The organism is Promicromonospora sp. AC04, assembly GCF_003058225.1.
Lineage (GTDB): Bacteria > Actinomycetota > Actinomycetes > Actinomycetales > Cellulomonadaceae > Promicromonospora.
The window spans coordinates 140,944-156,645 of sequence record NZ_QBUG01000014.1 but is presented as its reverse complement, the minus strand read 5'-3'; the positions used below and the strand labels follow the sequence as shown (position 1 = coordinate 156,645).

General features: G+C 72.3%; 17 protein-coding genes. 10 read left to right on the top strand and 7 right to left on the bottom strand.

The annotated features are described in order from the left end of the window. Nucleotides 1-79: 79 nt before the first annotated feature. Nucleotides 80-1,519: a cation:dicarboxylate symporter family transporter gene (locus C8K30_RS27995; RefSeq protein ID WP_108496174.1), complete on the bottom strand. Its 1,440-nt coding sequence runs from the start codon at nt 1,517-1,519 to the stop codon at nt 80-82. Between the two features lie 129 nt (nt 1,520-1,648). Between C8K30_RS27995 and C8K30_RS27990 the strand changes: the two genes are divergently transcribed. Further along, nucleotides 1,649-3,349, top strand: a complete 1,701-nt coding sequence (locus tag C8K30_RS27990; RefSeq protein ID WP_146197617.1) for an ATP-binding protein — start codon at nt 1,649-1,651, stop codon at nt 3,347-3,349. After that, nucleotides 3,346-4,041 carry a response regulator gene (locus tag C8K30_RS27985; protein ID WP_108496172.1) on the top strand — a complete coding sequence of 232 codons (696 nt, stop codon included), beginning with the start codon at nt 3,346-3,348 and terminating at the stop codon, nt 4,039-4,041. The genes C8K30_RS27990 and C8K30_RS27985 overlap by 4 nt, the downstream gene beginning before the upstream one ends. Nucleotides 4,042-4,066: 25 nt before the next feature. Here the strand turns inward: C8K30_RS27985 and C8K30_RS27980 are convergent, their stop codons facing one another. Then, nucleotides 4,067-4,627 carry a hypothetical protein gene (locus C8K30_RS27980; RefSeq protein WP_108496171.1) on the bottom strand — a complete coding sequence of 187 codons (561 nt, stop codon included), beginning with the start codon at nt 4,625-4,627 and terminating at the stop codon, nt 4,067-4,069. Nucleotides 4,628-4,749: 122 nt separating this feature from the next. Beyond that, complete coding sequence (locus C8K30_RS27975; RefSeq protein ID WP_108496170.1) at nt 4,750-5,739, bottom strand: YafY family protein; 990 nt, start codon at nt 5,737-5,739, stop codon at nt 4,750-4,752. A 104-nt stretch (nt 5,740-5,843) separates the two neighbouring features. On the opposite strand from C8K30_RS27975, the gene C8K30_RS27970 reads away from it, so the two are divergent. From C8K30_RS27970 to C8K30_RS27950, 5 genes are all read left to right on the top strand, one after another. Next, on the top strand, nt 5,844-6,920 hold the full coding sequence (locus C8K30_RS27970; protein ID WP_108496169.1) for an ATP-binding cassette domain-containing protein: 1,077 nt from the start codon (nt 5,844-5,846) through the stop codon (nt 6,918-6,920). Beyond that, nucleotides 6,917-7,744, top strand: a complete 828-nt coding sequence (locus C8K30_RS27965; protein ID WP_108496168.1) for an ABC transporter permease — start codon at nt 6,917-6,919, stop codon at nt 7,742-7,744. Before C8K30_RS27970 ends, C8K30_RS27965 begins: the two co-directional genes overlap by 4 nt. A gap of 44 nt (nt 7,745-7,788) precedes the next feature. After that, nucleotides 7,789-8,412, top strand: coding sequence for a cation transporter (locus C8K30_RS27960; RefSeq protein WP_233257531.1), 624 nt, complete (start codon nt 7,789-7,791; stop codon nt 8,410-8,412). Nucleotides 8,413-8,465: 53 nt separating this feature from the next. Continuing rightward, nucleotides 8,466-8,891 (top strand): NUDIX hydrolase, encoded by a 426-nt coding sequence (locus C8K30_RS27955; RefSeq protein ID WP_108496212.1) that lies wholly within the window; start codon nt 8,466-8,468, stop codon nt 8,889-8,891. A gap of 79 nt (nt 8,892-8,970) precedes the next feature. Beyond that, on the top strand, nt 8,971-9,834 hold the full coding sequence (locus C8K30_RS27950) for a patatin-like phospholipase family protein (protein WP_108496166.1): 864 nt from the start codon (nt 8,971-8,973) through the stop codon (nt 9,832-9,834). A gap of 19 nt (nt 9,835-9,853) precedes the next feature. Here the strand turns inward: C8K30_RS27950 and C8K30_RS27945 are convergent, their stop codons facing one another. Both C8K30_RS27945 and C8K30_RS27940 read right to left on the bottom strand, forming a co-directional pair. Continuing rightward, nucleotides 9,854-10,555, bottom strand: a complete 702-nt coding sequence (locus tag C8K30_RS27945) for a dienelactone hydrolase family protein (protein ID WP_233257530.1) — start codon at nt 10,553-10,555, stop codon at nt 9,854-9,856. 120 nt (nt 10,556-10,675) lie between these two features. Continuing rightward, a complete protein-coding gene (locus C8K30_RS27940) occupies nt 10,676-11,323 on the bottom strand; it encodes a transcriptional regulator (protein ID WP_108496164.1) in 648 nt (215 codons plus the stop codon). Nucleotides 11,324-11,505: 182 nt separating this feature from the next. Here C8K30_RS27940 and C8K30_RS27935 point away from each other — a divergent pair, with 182 nt between their 5' ends. Beyond that, nucleotides 11,506-12,417 carry a M23 family metallopeptidase gene (locus C8K30_RS27935; RefSeq protein ID WP_108496163.1) on the top strand — a complete coding sequence of 304 codons (912 nt, stop codon included), beginning with the start codon at nt 11,506-11,508 and terminating at the stop codon, nt 12,415-12,417. 65 nt (nt 12,418-12,482) lie between these two features. Here the strand turns inward: C8K30_RS27935 and C8K30_RS27930 are convergent, their stop codons facing one another. After that, nucleotides 12,483-13,238 carry an SDR family oxidoreductase gene (locus C8K30_RS27930; protein WP_108496162.1) on the bottom strand — a complete coding sequence of 252 codons (756 nt, stop codon included), beginning with the start codon at nt 13,236-13,238 and terminating at the stop codon, nt 12,483-12,485. 164 nt (nt 13,239-13,402) lie between these two features. On the opposite strand from C8K30_RS27930, the gene sigJ reads away from it, so the two are divergent. Both sigJ and C8K30_RS27920 read left to right on the top strand, forming a co-directional pair. Continuing rightward, nucleotides 13,403-14,353: an RNA polymerase sigma factor SigJ gene (gene sigJ, locus C8K30_RS27925; RefSeq protein WP_108496161.1), complete on the top strand. Its 951-nt coding sequence runs from the start codon at nt 13,403-13,405 to the stop codon at nt 14,351-14,353. Next, on the top strand, nt 14,346-14,801 hold the full coding sequence (locus C8K30_RS27920) for a hypothetical protein (RefSeq protein WP_108496160.1): 456 nt from the start codon (nt 14,346-14,348) through the stop codon (nt 14,799-14,801). Before sigJ ends, C8K30_RS27920 begins: the two co-directional genes overlap by 8 nt. A gap of 133 nt (nt 14,802-14,934) precedes the next feature. Here C8K30_RS27920 and C8K30_RS27915 read toward each other — a convergent pair whose 3' ends face one another. Next, the gene (locus C8K30_RS27915) at nt 14,935-15,570 is read right to left on the bottom strand and encodes a DinB family protein (protein WP_233257529.1); all 636 of its coding nucleotides are present in this window, start codon (nt 15,568-15,570) and stop codon (nt 14,935-14,937) included. Nucleotides 15,571-15,702: the final 132 nt, after the last annotated feature.

Genomic DNA, 15,702 nt, shown 5'->3' with positions numbered 1-15,702 from the left:
CCGCGTCCATATCCGGAGGCAAAGAGACGGCGGCCGAGGCACCCCAGAGCGCCTCGGCCGCCGTCGGTCGTTCAGCCGGTCAGACCGCCGTCGGCTCGGCCGCCTTCGTGCGCGGGCTGCCGTTCTGGCCGGCGGCCGCGCCCTCCGGCGTGCCGTTGGCGGGGGCGTCCCCGCCGTCGGGCACGCTGTTCTCCGCGTCGGCCGGGCCGCCGTGCGGGTCGTCCATCGCGGTCTCGTCGAACGGGATCGTGCCGGCCAGGACCTGGCCCACGCGCTCGCGGTCGATCTCCTTGGTCCACGTGCCGATGACCACCGTGGCCACCGCGTTGCCGGTGAAGTTGGTCACCGCCCGCGCCTCGGACATGAAGCGGTCGATGCCGACGATGATCCCCACGCCGTCGACCAGGTCGGGGCGGTAGGTCTGCAGGCCGCCGGCCAGCGTCGCCAGGCCGGCGCCGGTGACGCCTGCCGCACCCTTGGAGGCGATGATCATGAAGGCCAGCATGCCGATCTGCTCGGGGATCGACATGGGCGTGCCCAGGGCGGACGCGATGAACAGCGACGCCATGGTCAGGTAGATCGCCGTGCCGTCCAGGTTGAACGAGTACCCGGTCGGCACGGTGATGCCCACCACCGGCTTGGAGACGCCCAGGTGCTCCATCTTGGCGATCAGGCGCGGCAGGGCCGCCTCGGACGACGAGGTGCTCACGATCAGCAGGTACTCGCGCGCCAGGTACTTCATGAGCGAGAAGATGTTCACGCCGGACGCGAGCCGCAGCACGGTGCCGAGCACGACGACGATGAACAGGATGCACGTCACGTAGAAGCCGGCCATCAGGATGCCCAGCTGGACGACCGCGCCCCACCCGGTCTCGCCGACGACGGCGGCGATGGCGCCGAACGCACCGACCGGCGCGACCCACAGGATCATCGTCAGGACGCGGAACACGATCGACTGGATCAGGCGCACGGCTTCGAGCGCGGGCTTCCCGCGCGTGCCGAGCTGCTGGATGCCGAACCCGACCAGCAGCGCCACGAACAGGGTCTGCAGCACCGACTCGCCGCTGAGCGGCGAGACCAGAGTGGTCGGGATGATCCCGAGCAGGAAGTCGACGGTGGACGACGCCTCCCCCTCCGCCTCGTAGCTCACGCCCGCGACGGACAGGCCCTCGCCCGGGTGCAGCACGTTGCCGACGACCAGGCCGATGAACAGCGCGAACGTCGACATGACGATGAAGTAGAGCAGCGCGAGCCCGCCGACCCGGCCCACCGTCGCGGCCTTCGCGATGGACCCGATCCCCAGCACGATGGTGCAGAAGATCACCGGCGAGATCATCATCTTGATCAGTGCGACGAACCCGGTGCCGAGCGGCTTCAGCGCCACTCCGGTCTCGGGGGACGCCAGGCCCACGATGACGCCGGCCACGACGGCCACGATCACCGCGATGTACAGGTAGTGACTCTTGTCGAGCCGACGGCGCGGGGTGGTCCCGACGCCGGGGGGCTGCGTTGCCGCCATGGTCTTGTTCCTCTCACAACGTTGTGTGGTCAGCCACAAGAGTGGGGGCGACGGCGGCGAACCCCACCATTGCGTACATAGTGTTCTCGGGCGGTCACCGGCGCCTCGCGCACGGGCCACAATGGGTCCGTGGCGCAGCGACGGGGTGCGAGTATCGCGAGGTGGTTCCTCGCGATGCACACGGCGCTGCTGTTCGCGGGCGCCGTCGTCGTGTTCGGGCTGCTGGCGCTCGACGCCCGGTCCTCGGCGGAGACGCACGCCGCGAAGGAGAGCACCGACCTCGCGGCCACGGTCGCGGCGGAGTCGCTGGTGATCGACACAGTGGCCCGGGCGCACGAGGAGGCCGCGACGGACCGCGCCGGCTCGGTCGCCGAGGCGTCGGGCCTCCTGCAGCCGTATGCCGAGCGGGTCATGGCCACCACCGAGATCGACTACCTGACCGTCATGGACACCGACCGGACCCGCTACACGCACCGCAACACGTGGCAGATCGGGCAGTCGTTCGTGGGCACCATCGCCCCGGCGCTGGGCGGCGAGGCCTTCACCGAGGTCTACGACGGCACGCTCGGACCGTCGGTGCGCGCCGTCGTGCCCGTCGTGGCGGACGACGGCGAGGTGGTGGGCATGGTGTCGGCCGGGGTGACGCTCGACCGGCTGTGGGACAGCATCGTGCCGCGCCTGGTGATCGTCGGGGTCGGGACGCTCCTGGCGTTCGGCACGGGCGCCGTCGCCGCGACCCTGCTCGCGCGCCGCCTGGACCGGATCACGGAGAGCAAGGGCCCGGACGAGCTGGCCCACCTGTTCACCGCGCACGAGGCGGTGCTGCACTCGGTCGAGGAGGGCATGCTGCTCGTCGAGGACGGCACGGTGGTCCTCGCCAACGACGAGGCGCTGCGCCTGCTCGACGTCCCGGACCTCGCGGCCCCGTTCTCCGTGACGGACCCGCGGCTGTCCGCCGCCGTCCGCGACGTGCTGGGCGGCGCGACGCCGGAGGGCCCGGTCCGGGTCGGCGACCGGGTGCTGCTCGTCGGCCGCGACACCGCTGCGGCGGCCGGCCGGAACGTCGGCGAGATCGTCTCCCTGCGCGATCGCACCGAGCTGCAGCGCGTCACCGGCGAGCTGTCCTCCGTGCGCACCATCTCCGAGGCGCTGCGCGCCCAGACCCACGACTTCAGCAACCGCCTACACACCATCGCCACGCTCATCGAGCTGGGCCGGAGCGACGAGGCGCTGCGCTTCGTCGCGAGCGAGCGCGACCTGGGCCAGCGCCTCACGGACCGCGTGGTGCAGGCGATCGAGGAGCCGGTGATCGCCGCGCTCGTCCTGGGCAAGGCGGCGCAGGCGCGCGAGCGAGCGGTCGAGATGCACTTCGAGACGCACCTGGCGCCGGGCACCCACTGGCTGGAGCCCGTGGACGTGGTGACCATCCTGGGCAACCTGATCGACAACGCGATAGACGCCGCCGCGGCCCGCGCCCTGGACGACACCGCGGAGCCGGCCGCCGAGGCGTGGGTGGAGGTGTACCTCGCCAACGGCGACGACGGCTCCCTGGTGTTCCAGGTCTCCGACAGCGGATCCGGCATCGCCGACGCCGACCTGGACCACATCTTCGACCACGGCTGGAGCACCAAGGACGCCGCGGCAGGCGGCCGCGGCTACGGTCTGGCGCTCGTGCGCCAGGTGGCCGAGAGCTTCGGCGGCGACGTCGAGGTGTCCCGCGGGACCGGCACGAGCGCGGGGGCGGTCTTCACGGTCACGCTCCCCCGCCCCGCGAACCTGCCGGCGCCGGCGCCGGGCACCCGGCTGAGCGGCTCGGTGCGCAACTCATGATCCGGGTCCTGGTCGTGGAGGACGACCACCGCACCGCCGAGGCGCACGGCGAGTACGTGCGCCGGGTGGACGGGTTCGAGCTCGCCGGGGTGGTGCACACCGCCAGCGACACCGTCCGCGCGCTGCGCGACGCCCAGTCGGCCGGGCAGGAGGTGCACCTGCTCCTGCTGGACATGAACCTGCCCGACCACCACGGCCTGGTCCTGTGCCGTCAGCTCCGCGCGGCCGGCCTCGTGGTGGACGTGATAGCGGTGACGGCGGCCCGCGAGCTCGAGACCGTGCGCGAGGCGGTGGCCATCGGCGTCGTGCAGTACCTCATCAAGCCGTTCGCGTTCGGGCTGTTCGCCGAGAAGCTCGGCGCGTACCGCAAGTACTTCGACCAGATGCGCTCGCCCGTCTCCACGCTCAGCCAGCGCGAGGTGGACACGGCGTTCGCGGCGCTGCGCACCTCCAACGCCGCCGGGCTGCCGAAGGGCCTGTCGCAGGACACGCTGGACGCCGTGTCCGACCTGCTCGCCCGGCAGCCCGGCGCGCTGTCCGCGAGCGAGGTGGCCGACGAGCTCCACCTGGCGCGCATCACCGCGCGCCGCTACCTGGAGTTCCTCGCGGACGCCGGGGTCGCCACCCGCGCGCCCCGGTACGGGGCGCGCGGGCGGCCTGAGCTCGAGTACGCGCGGCAGCGGCCGGCCTGACGCCGGCGCGCTTCCCTTCGCGAGGTCAGCCCCCGACAGCGGTCGTGAGCCGGTCGATGAAGGCACGCTCGCCCGCGGAGACCTTGACCCGCCTGCTGAAGAAGCCGCCCTCCTTGGACCCAGCGGCCCCGGCGACCTGCTCGGCGATCCGGAGCAGCCACTCGCCGTAGGCGACGGCGTCCTTCTCGTCGCCGCGGGCGCGCAGCAGCGCGACCGCGGCGCCGGTCAGCTCGACCGCCCGGGCGGTCTCCCCCTCCGGGTCCGGACGCGCGCCCTCGGTCGCCGCACGCTCCGTCGCGGCGGCCGCGGCCGCCACCCCGACCTGCGAGGCGGGGTTCGCCACCGCCTCGGCCTCGGCCGCGTCCTGCTCCTTGAGCCGGTCACGCATGCCGATCGCCACCGAGCGGACGAAGTCGTTCTCATGCTCCTGGGCCTCCCGGAACACCTTGGCGCCCGAGGTCATCTCCTTGAGGAACTGGAAGGCTCCCGGACGGCCGTCGGCGAGGGTCGCGCCCTTGAGCACGGCTCCCGGCGCGTCGAGGATCTGGTCGAGGTCGTCGCCGGTGAAGTCCGACAGGTTCGTCATGCGCACGCTCTCTGTTGGGGTCGTGAATACGGGGAACGCCCCAACCTACTGTGCGGTTCCCCCTCCCCGCGCCCCCTTCGCGCAGGTCAGGCCACACGCCGGCCCGTGCGTCCGGCGGCCGGTCAGCCCGGCACCGCTCCCGCGTAGCGGGCCGCCAGCACGCGGGTCGCCTCGGCGAGCTCGGGCGGCCCCACCACCTCGAACGGCACGTCGAAGGCGCCGAACCGCCCGGCCAGGCCGCCCCAGGACCACGAGCCGAGCACCACCCGGCAGCGGGCCGCGCCGTCGATGTCCGGCAGCGGCTCGCACAGGCCCTGGGCCCCGACCCAGGGCGCGACGTCGGCGGCGCGGGCATGGAACACCACCTCGCCGCGCACGGGTGACGGCGCCCCGCTGATCCGGGAGCCGACGAAGTCCGCGACGGAGCCGCCCGGCACCTCCCGCCGGACGAACCGCGGCCCGGTCCCCGACCGGAGCGTCAGCCTGTCGACCCGGAAGAGCCGCCAGTCGTCGCGGTCGAGGTCGAAGGCGACGAGGTACCAGCGCCCGTCCGACGTCACGAGGTGGTGCGGCTCGACCCGGCGCGGCGGCCGGAAGGCGGCCTCCCCCTCGCCGAGGGCGGCCATGGTCCCGCCCGCGTAGTCGAACCGCACGACCTCGCGGGCCTGGCACGCCGAACCGAGCGCCAGGAGCGTGTCCGGGGCCACTGCCGCCTCGTCGGCCCGGGGCCGACGCCGCACGGTGGTCACCTCGAGCGCGTCCAGGCGCGTCCGCAGGCGGGCCGGCATGACCTGGCGGATCGTCGCCAGCGCCCGCAGCGCCCCCTCCTCCGCCCCGGGGATGGCCCCGGTCCGCAGCGCGACGGCGACGGCGATCGCCTGCTCGTCGTCGAACAGCAGGGGCGGCAGCTCAGCGCCGGCGTCGAGGCGGTAGCCGCCGTCGGGCCCCTTGGTGGCGTTGACCGGGTAGCCGAGCTCGCGCAGCCGGTCGACGTCGCGCCGCACCGTGCGCGGGCTCACGTTCAGCCGGTCGGCCAGGAGCGCGCCCGGCCAGTCGCGGCGCGCCTGGAGGAGCGACAGGAGGGCGAGGAGGCGTCCGGAGGTCTCAAGCATGAGTTCAGCATCGCACGCGGTAGAGGACAGGAGCTGACCGCTACTACCGGAAGAGTGGGTCACATAGCCAGACCGCAGGACGAGACCGCTAGAAGGAGACAACCGTGATCCGCACTCGAGAGCTCACCAAGGACTTCGTGGTGAGCCGCACCCGCACCGTCCACGCCGTGCGTGGCATCTCGCTCGACGTCGAGCCGGGCGAGCTGGTGGCCGTGCTCGGCCCCAACGGCGCCGGAAAGACCACGACGCTGCGCATGCTGACCACGCTCATCCCGCCGACGTCGGGCACGGCTCAGGTCGCCGGGTACGACGTCGTCACCCACCCGGACCGGGTCCGCGCCGCCATCGGCTACGTGGGCCAGGGCGGCGCCGGCGGTGCCTCCCAGCGCGTCCGGGACGAGCTCGTCACCCAGGGCGAGATCTACGGCCTCGACCGGCGCACCGCCCGGGGCCGGGCCGGCGAGCTGCTCGAGGCCCTCGACCTGACGGAGCAGGCCGACCGGAAGATCGAGAGCCTGTCGGGCGGGCAGAAGCGCCGCCTCGACGTGGCCGTCGGCCTGGTCCACGAGCCGTCGCTGCTGTTCCTCGACGAGCCGTCCACGGGGCTGGACCCCCACAACCGCGCCAACCTCTGGGAGCACATCCTGCGGATGCGCACCGCGGCGGCCGAGCCCATGACGATAGTGCTCACCACGCACTACCTCGACGAGGCGGACACGTTCGCCGAACGGGTCATCGTGGTGGACAACGGGCAGGTCATCGCGGACGACACCGCCGACGCCCTGAAGGCCGAGCTGGCGGGCGACCTCGTCACCCTCCGCGTGGCACCCGACGACGCCGCGGCGCTGGCCGCCGTCGCGGAGCGCGCGCCGGGCACCCGCTCGGTCCGGGTGGTGCCGGAGTCCGGGGCGAGCAGCGTCGCGATCCGCACGGTCGACGGTCCCGGCGCCACGCCAGGCCTGCTGCGCGCGGCGGACGCCGCGGGCCTCGCCGTGAGCCGCGTGGACGTCGCGCGGCCGACCCTCGACGACGTCTTCCTCGGCCTGACCGGCCGCAGCCTGCGCGAGACCGGGGTCGACGGCTCGGGGGCCGGGCCCGCCGAGACCGGGGCCCCGACAGGCGCGACCGACGAACTCTCGACCGACGGATCCGAACCGACCAAGAAGGAGGTCCTGGCATGAGCGCCGCGACCGTGTCCCCCGACCTGACCCCTACCTCGGCCGCGGCCGCTCGGCAGCTCCCCCGCCGCAGCTTCCTGCGCGATACCCGGATCGTGCTGGTCCGCGAGCTCCGGCCCGTGGTGCGTGACCCGTTCTCACTGGTCTTCGGCCTGGTGCAGCCGCTCGTCTTCCTCGGGCTGTTCGGCCCGCTGCTCGCCGGCTCGGCCGGCGGGACCCTCGGCGGCGACGTCTGGCTGTGGTTCGTGCCGGCCGTCCTGGCGATGACCACGCTGTTCGGCACCTCGGTGACGGGCTCCAACCTGCAGCTCGACCTCTCGTCGGGTGTGCACGAGCGGATGCTGGTCACCCCGCTCTCCCGCCCGGCGCAGCTCGTGGGCCGCGCGCTCAAGGAGATGGTGCCGATCATCGCCCAGTCCGCGGTGGTGCTGCTCGTCATGCTGCCGTTCGGCCTGCGCCCGGACCCGATCGGCGCGGCGCTCACGCTGCTGCAGCTCGCGGTGCTCGGCATCGGCGTCGGCTCCCTGTCGTACGCGCTGGCGCTCGCGGTGCGCAAGCAGGAGTGGATGTTCTGGGTGGTGCAGCAGACCGTCCTGTTCCCGGTCATGCTGCTGTCGGGCATGCTGCTGCCCCTGGAGACCGGCCCGGCGTGGATGCGCGCCGTGTCCTCGGTGAACCCGCTGCGCTACGTCGTCGACTCGGGCCGCGCGGCCTTCGCGGGCGACGTCCTGTCCTCGGCGGTCGCCTGGGGCTGGGTCGCGGCCGTGGCCACGGCCGCGCTCGGCCTGGCGGTCGGCGTGCGCGCGATGATCCGCTCGACGGACTGACCCCGCGGTCCGGCGCGGCCGGGCCGCACGGGACAATGGGTGCCGTGACCGGTACCCAGGATCCCCGTGCGGCCCGGCTGCGCCGGGCCGTGCTGATCGTCGCGGCCCTGAACTTCGCCTACTTCTTCGTCGAGCTCTCCGTCGCCCTCGCCGCCGGGTCCGTCTCCCTGCTCGCCGACAGCGTCGACTTCCTCGAGGACACGGCGATCAACGTGCTGATCCTCGTCGCGCTGGGCTGGCCGCTCGCCCGGCGGGCCCGGATGGGCAAGGCCATGGCCCTGATCATCCTGGGCCCGGCCGCGCTGGCGGCCTGGGAGGCGGTGCAACGGTTCGCCGCGCCGACGGCGCCCGACGTCGTCCCGCTCGTCGTCGCCTCCCTCGGGGCGATAGCCGTCAACGGGACCAGCGCCTGGCTGCTGGCCCGGGCCCACCACCACGGCGGCGCGCTCGGCCGCGCCGCCTTCCTCTCGGCCCGCAACGACGTGCTCGTCAACGTCGCGATCATCGCCATGGGCCTGGTCACCGCGTGGACCGGTTCCGGGTGGCCCGACCTGATCCTGGGCTGCGTGATCATCCTCCTGGCCCTGCACGCCGCGCACGAGGTGTGGGAGGTCAGCGAGGAGGAGCGGCTCGCGGCGAAGGCGCTCGCGGGCGAGGACGTCGGCTGACCCCGCCCGCTGACGGAATGATGGGCACCATGTTCACCAGTACAGACGGAGCGATGGACCTCCGTGTCGCCGCGTACGCCCTCATCACCGACGAGCACGGACGGCTGCTCCTGCCGCACTGGAACGAGGGCGGGCACAGCGGCTGGACCATGCCGGGCGGCGGGATCGACCCGGGCGAGGACCCGGCCGACGCCGCCGTCCGCGAGGTCTTCGAGGAGTCCGGGTACCACGTGGAGCTGGACGGGCTGCTCGGTGTCGACAGCTTCGTGATCCCCAGCGCGGAGCGCGTGCGCCCGTCGGACCGCCCGGTGCACGCCCTGCGGATCGTGTACCGGGCGCATGTCACCGGCGGCGAGCTGCGCGTCGAGGAGGACGGCTCCACCGACGGCGTCGCCTGGCACACGCCCGAGCAGGTCGACGCGCTGGACCGGGTCACCCTGGTGGACCTGTCCCGGCGCTGGGCGGGCCTGATCGAGTAGGCCTGCGGGACTCAGACCACCCGGGTGAACCTGACCCCGCACCGCGACTCACCGAGCACCGCCCCGTACAGTGCGAATCATGACCGTCGCACTCGTACTGGGTGGTGGCGGTGTCGCCGGAGTCGCCTGGGAGCTGGGTGTGCTGCAGGGCATCGCCGACAAGGACGCGGAGCTCGCCGCCCGCATCCTGGGTGCCGACCGGGTGATCGGGACGTCCGCCGGCTCCTCGGTAGCCGCCCAGATCACGAGCGGTACGCCGCTGGAGGAGCTCTACGCTGCGCAGCTGGTCCCGGAGACCGTGGTGATCGAGGTCCGGCTCGACGCGGTCGCGATGATCGCGGGCTGGACCGCCGCGATGCGGCCGTACGCCGACGGCACCGCTCCCGAGCCGGCCGAGTTCCGGCGTCGGATCGGCGCGATGGCGCTGGCCGCGCCCACCACCGACGAGGCGGCCCGCCTCAAGGTGCACGAGGCGCGCCTGCCGAGCACCGAGTGGCCGAGCACGGACCTCGTGATCCCGGCCGTCGACGCCGAGTCAGGCGAGCTGACGATCTTCCGGCGCGCCTCCGGCGTCCGGCTCCTGGACGCCGTTGCCGCCAGCTGCGCCGTCCCCGGCTTGTGGCCGCCGGTGACCATCGGCGACCGGCGCTACATCGACGGCGGCATGCGCTCGGTGGCGAACGTGGACCTCGCCGCCGGCGCCGACTTCGTCCTGGTCATCACGCCGCAGCGCGAGGGCACGACGTCCCCGTTCGGCCCCTCGGCCGCCGATCAGATCGCCGACCTGGCACCGGCAAGGGTCCTCATGATCGGCGCCGACGACGCCTCGATCGAGGCATTCGGCGGCAACCCGCTCTCGCCCGCGACGCGGGCGCCGTCGGCGGCCGCCGGACGTGCGGTGGGCCGGGCGCAGGCCGCGGCCCTGGCCGCGCTGTGGTCCTGACCGGCGGTCCGTCGCCGGCCTAGTCCGAAGCCGGCCGGCTCGCCTCGCCGAGGTGCTCCTCGAAGAAGGCGAATGTCCGCTCCCAGGCGTCCGCCGACGCCTCCGGGTCGTGCGACATGCCCTGGACCCGCATCAGCATCCCGAGCGGGCCCGTGTACTGGGCCAGGAACGAGTGCGTCGCCTCGGGATACACCTTCAGGTCCACCGGGACGCCCGACCGCTCGAGACCGGTCCGGAGCTTGTCCACCTCCGCGACCGCGACGACCTTGTCCCGCGCGCCGTAGCTCGCCACGACCGGGCACGGCGCCGACAGCATCCGGTCGAGCTCCTCCGGCTCCTGCTTGCCCTCGGGAAGCAGGCCGTACTGCACCGCGGCGGCGTCGAACCTGCCGCGCCCCGCCGCGACCAGGGCGAACCGGCCGCCCAGGCAGAACCCCATGATCCCGACCCGGCCGGTGCAGTCGGGCCGGGCCGCGAGCGCCGCGCGCTCGGCCTCGAGCCGGTCGTAGGCCGGTCCCTCGTCGGCGACGAGGCTGCGGAAGGTCTGCCGCAGGCAGCGCCCGCGCTGGTACATCGACGGGGCGTGCACGAGGTAGCCCTGGGCCGCGAGGTGGTCGCAGACGCGGCGCAGCTCGGCGGTCATCCCGTAGGCGTCGTGCACCACGACGACGCCGGGGAACGGGCCGTCGCCGTCGGGGACCGAGGTGTAGCCGGGGTGCACGCGGTGCCTCCTGTGCGCTGGGGACTGGTCGGATGTCCGGTCCGGACATCGCCGTCCGGACAGTACCAGCGCGATGTGCATGATGCATAGCCCCGGGAGACAACTACTCCGCGGCGCCGGCTACGCGCTCCGCTGGATGCCCAGGGTCGAGATCAGGTCCTCGTGCAGCTCCATCCACACGACGTGGCACGAGTCGATACCGGTGCCGGCCACCCACTCGCCCCGCCCGGCCCGCACCCAGCCCAACGCCGCGGAGAACCGCGTGTCGTACCCCGCGAACCGCGCCAGGACCGCGGCGAGCGCGGCGACCAGCGGTCCCAGCTCGCCGCCCAGCCCTTCGAGCTCGCCGAGCACCCGCGCGTCCCACTCGTCGTCGGTGTGCGTGTTCGGCGTGAGCCGGCCGCCCTCCTCGGACCGCAGCTGCCAGTCGGTGCACGCCTGCAGCAGGCGGCCGTTCAGGGGCACGAACGCCTCGTGCACCTGCTCGACGACGGGCCGGGCGCCCGTGCCCGCCAGCTCCTCGGCCAGGAGCCGGTCGTCCTCGGCGCGGCCACGCTCCGTCATCGACCATCCCGCCGTCTCCCCGAACGCCGCCTGCCTGATCCAGCCGTACGCCTCGGCGTCGAGCAGGAGCTCGCGCGCGTCCGCCTGGTCCAGGCCGAAGCGCCCGGCGACGGCGTCGTCGTCGGCCATGCCCTGGATCCGGACGGAGTGGAGCACGAGCAGCTCGGGCTGAGAGGATCGGCCGAGCACCGGGATATGCGTCATGTTTTGCACCGTGCATCCTCGCGTGGCCGGTGTCAACGCAGGTACGTACGCCCACGGAGGAAGCCAGCAGGCACTACATCCAGGCGACGTCCAGGGGGAGCCCTACCCATGGGCACCTCCTGCGGGCCGTGTCAGCCTTCCGGCGTCAGACCAAGAGTCGGACCCCAGGATGGAGAGCACCAATGTCAGTCATCTCCCCGTTCCGCAGAAGGACCACGAAGCAGTGGGCGCTCGCGGCCATGGCCGCGGTCGCCCTGTTCGTCTCACCGGCGGCCTCGGCCACGGCGGCGGACGACGCCGGCGTGCTGGCCATCTCCCACAAGTCGCCGTTCAACTGCAGCAAGACGTTCTACGCCAACAACTGGAGCGGCGGCCACAGCCCCAACGGCTCCATCGACTGGCAGTCCTACGGCAGCGACGCCATCAACGGCGAGACGGTCCGCGCAACGGCCGCCGGGACCGCCACCTTCGACAACGAGGGCAGCACCAGCTACGGCCAGTGGGTGCAGATCGTGCACAGCGACGGCACCCGCACGCGGTACGCCCACCTCGCCACGATGGTGCGCAGCCCCGGCCAGACGATGTCGGTCAGCCAGGGCACCGTCATCGGGACCGTCGGGTCGACCGGCGGCTCGGACGCGCCGCACCTGCACTACGAACAGCGCAGCTCGTCCGGCGTCGTCGACACCTCCCCGACCGTCGAGGGCGTGACCGTCTCGGTCGGCCAGAAGAAGGCCGTCACGAGCACCAACGCGTGCGGCGGCGGGAGCAACCCGTACACCCCCACCGAGGTCTGCGGCAGCGGCTACGCGGTGGTCGACGAGGCCGCGCTCGGCACCGTGGGCCGGACCTACCTGCTGTACAGCTCCGGCACCGGCAGCAACTGCGTGGTCACCCTGAAGTACACGAGCCTGGGCACCCCGAGCGCGGTCTCGGCCTTCCTGGAACCCGAGGGTGCGTCCCGCACCACCGACTCCGGCAGCTACTCGTACTACGCGGGCCCGGTGAAGCGATCGGCGCCCAACACCTGCGTCAAGTGGGGCGGCTCGGTCGGCAGCACCAGCTACACCAGCCCGTTCGAGCACTGCGACTGACGGTCACGCTGGAACGCCGAAGGCCCCCGAGGTTCGCCTCGGGGGCCTTCGGTCCTGCGGGTGCGTCAGGCTGTACGACGGACGTCTGCGCTGGTGAGCCAGTCGTCGAAGGTGACCTTGCCCTCGATCCGCGGCCCGTCCCCGCGCAACGAGCCCGACGCGAGACCCCGGGCGTAGCGGCCGGGAAGCCTGAGCTCCAGGACCTTGCGGCGGGCGCCGTCGTGCGCGAGCTGACGGCGCGCGAGGTCGGCGAGCTGCTCGTCCCGCGGCCCGACGAGATCGGTGGCACGCCCGGCAGGGCTGGACTCGGCCACGGTCACGAGGTACTCGCCGACCTCGCGTGCGGCGACCGGGCGCATCGGAGCCGTGGGCATGACGACGACGGGCCCCTTCTGGCTCGCCAGCAGCTGCCCGACGAACTCGTGGAACTGCGCCGCGCGCGCGATCGTGTACGGAACCTTCCCGGCCGCGACGGCGCGCTCCTGCGCGAGCTTGCCCGCGTAGTAGGAGGCGTCGATGTCGTCGATCCCGACGATGGACAGGGCCACATGGTGGCCGACCCCGGCCGCCTGCTCCGACGCGAGCAGGTGATGCGTCGCGGTCTCGAAGAACCTCCGCGCCGTGCTCGCGAAGAACGTCGTCGTATTGGTGACGTCGATGACGACGTCCGCCCCGCGCAGCGCCGCCGTCAGCCCCACTCCCGTCGTCACGTCCACCCCGTCTGCCCGCGACAGCACCACGACGTCGTGCCCACGCTCATGCGCCGCGGCCACGGCGTGCCTGCCCACAGTTCCCGTTCCTCCTGCGACAGCGATTCTCATCGGTCTTCCTCCGCTCCTTGCCTTCTTCGTCTTCGACCCTCCATCAACATGACCGGACAGCCCCGAGAAATGTGAGGCCTCTTGTCGACCTCACATTTCTCGGGGCTGTCCGGTCATGTTGACGAAGAGCAAGACACCGCGACACCGAGAGCGAGAAAGAACCCGTGGACGACGAGCTGGAGGAGGTGTACGCCGAACGACGCCGGCTGCTGTCGCTCGCGTACCGGATGACGGGCACCCTCGCCGACGCCGAGGACATCGTGCAGGAGACCTATCTGCGCTGGTACCGGCTCGAGGAGTCCGAGCGCGCCGAGATCGTCAACCCCGCCGGGTGGTTGACCCGCGTGGCGAGCCGCGGCGCCCTCGATCTGCTGGCCTCGGCCCGCAGGAGACGGGAGCAGTACATCGGCCAGTGGCTGCCCGAACCGCTTCCAGCGGGCCTGTTCGACGGCACGGCGCCCGACCCGGGCAACCGCGGGACCGACGCCGGCCCCGTCGATCCGCTGGACCGCGTCACCCTCGACGACGCCGTCAGCACGGCGCTGCTCGTCGTCCTGGAGTCGATGACGCCGGCGGAACGGGTCGCGTTCGTGCTGCACGACGTCTTCGCCGTCCCCTTCGACGAGATCGCCCAGATCGTCGGCCGGTCGCCGGCGGCCGCCCGGCAGCTCGCCGCGGCCGGCCGCCGGCACGTCCGCGAGAACCGGACCGCGGCGGTGCCCCGCGCCGAGCACGACCGCGCGGTGCGGGCGTTCCTCCGTGCCGCACAGGCGGGCGACGTCGACCAGCTCACGCGGGTGCTCGCGCCGGACGTCCAGCTGTGGTCGGACGGCGGCGGCGTGGTCACCGCCGCGCTCAACGTCGTCGAGGGCCCCGACCGGGTCGCGAGGTTTGTGCTCGGCGTGGACGCGAAGATGCCCGAGCTGACCCACCGGGTGGAGCCCATGAGCGACGGGCTCGGCGTCCTGCTGCGAACCGGCGACCTCGTCGCGGGAGTCATGAACTTCCGCGTCCGGAACGGGCTGGTCACCGACGTCTGGATCATGCTCAACCCCGCCAAGCTCACCGGCTGGCTACCAACACCTCGAACGGACGAAGGACAGAACGATGGCTGAGACAGCTACAGCGGGACGCACGCCGACCCGGGCACGTGCGGTGAGCCGCACGCAGTACGCCGCGCTGGGCGCGACGGTGATCATCGTCGGCGTGGTCGGCGTGTGGTCCTACTTCTGGCCGCAGGCCTACTACGACCACTTCCCGGTCTTCCTCGGAGAGTGGGTCTCCAAGGACGGCCCCTACAACGAGCATCTCGTCCGCGACCACGGCGCCATGTATCTCGGGCTCGGCGCGGCAACCCTCTACGGGCTCGTCCGGCCCGCGCAGGTCGGCTGCCGCGTGCTCGGCATCGCATGGACCCTCTTCGGGGTCCTGCACTTCGCGTACCACGTCACCCATCTCGCGCACCTCACGTCGAGCGAGGCCACCGGCCAGGTAGTGGTCCTCGCCGTCGCGATACTCCTGGCGATCGCGCTGATCATCCCGGGCCGCGCCCGCGAGAGCTAGGGCGTGTCCTGCGAATCCGGCTCAAGCAGTTCCGAGCCCTGGCTACCCGCTTCACCAAACGCGCGGCCAACTACCGGACCGAACTCGCGCTCGCCGCGATCGTCCTCTGGCTCCGCGATTCACCGAACACGGCCTAGTCGACCAGCGGCGGTTCCCCTCGCTGCCGGGAAGCTGCTCTGGCGGCCTCCTCGATCTTCGCGCAGTGAGCCTCACGGGCAACGGCGTCGATCTGCTCGTGCTGTCCGGCGGCGACCCCGGTCTGACCGTCGAGTTGTTCGCGCAGGATGTCCGCGTGCCCGGCGTGCCGGGTGGTGTCGTTGAGAACGTGGACCATGATGCCGAATAGCTTCACGTGAGGTCGTGGCCACCACGGCACGTGTCCGGGAGCGTCGATGGGTAGTTCATTGATTGTGGCGTCTGCGTGCTCCCAGGCGCGCCGGTAGAAGTCGACGATCTGCTCTCGGCTCTCTGGTTCGGTCACCCACAGATCGCTGCCGTCGGAGTCTTGCCACCGGGGGAGCGGCTCGGGAAATGGCCGGTTGAAGATCTCGCCAAGATATCTGACTTCCCAGGTCGCCATATGCTTGACCAGGCCGAGGAGGTTGGTCCCGGTCGCCGTCAGGGGGCGCCGAATGTCGTATTCGGAGAGACCGTTGAGTTTCCAGACCAGTGCCTCCCGTGCCCACTGCAGCTCTTCGTGCAAGTACGCCTTGGCAAACCCGTCAATCATGCGAAAAGGCTGCCACAACAGCGACAGCTTCGTCGTCATTTGGGACGTTTACGCGGCCCGGCTGCTAGCGGGGTGCATTCGCAGGACAGGCCCTAGTCGCACCGTCGAGGCCGGCATCCTCGACCTGGGTCTTGACCGCGCGACACGGTAGAGGATTTACTACACTCGTTG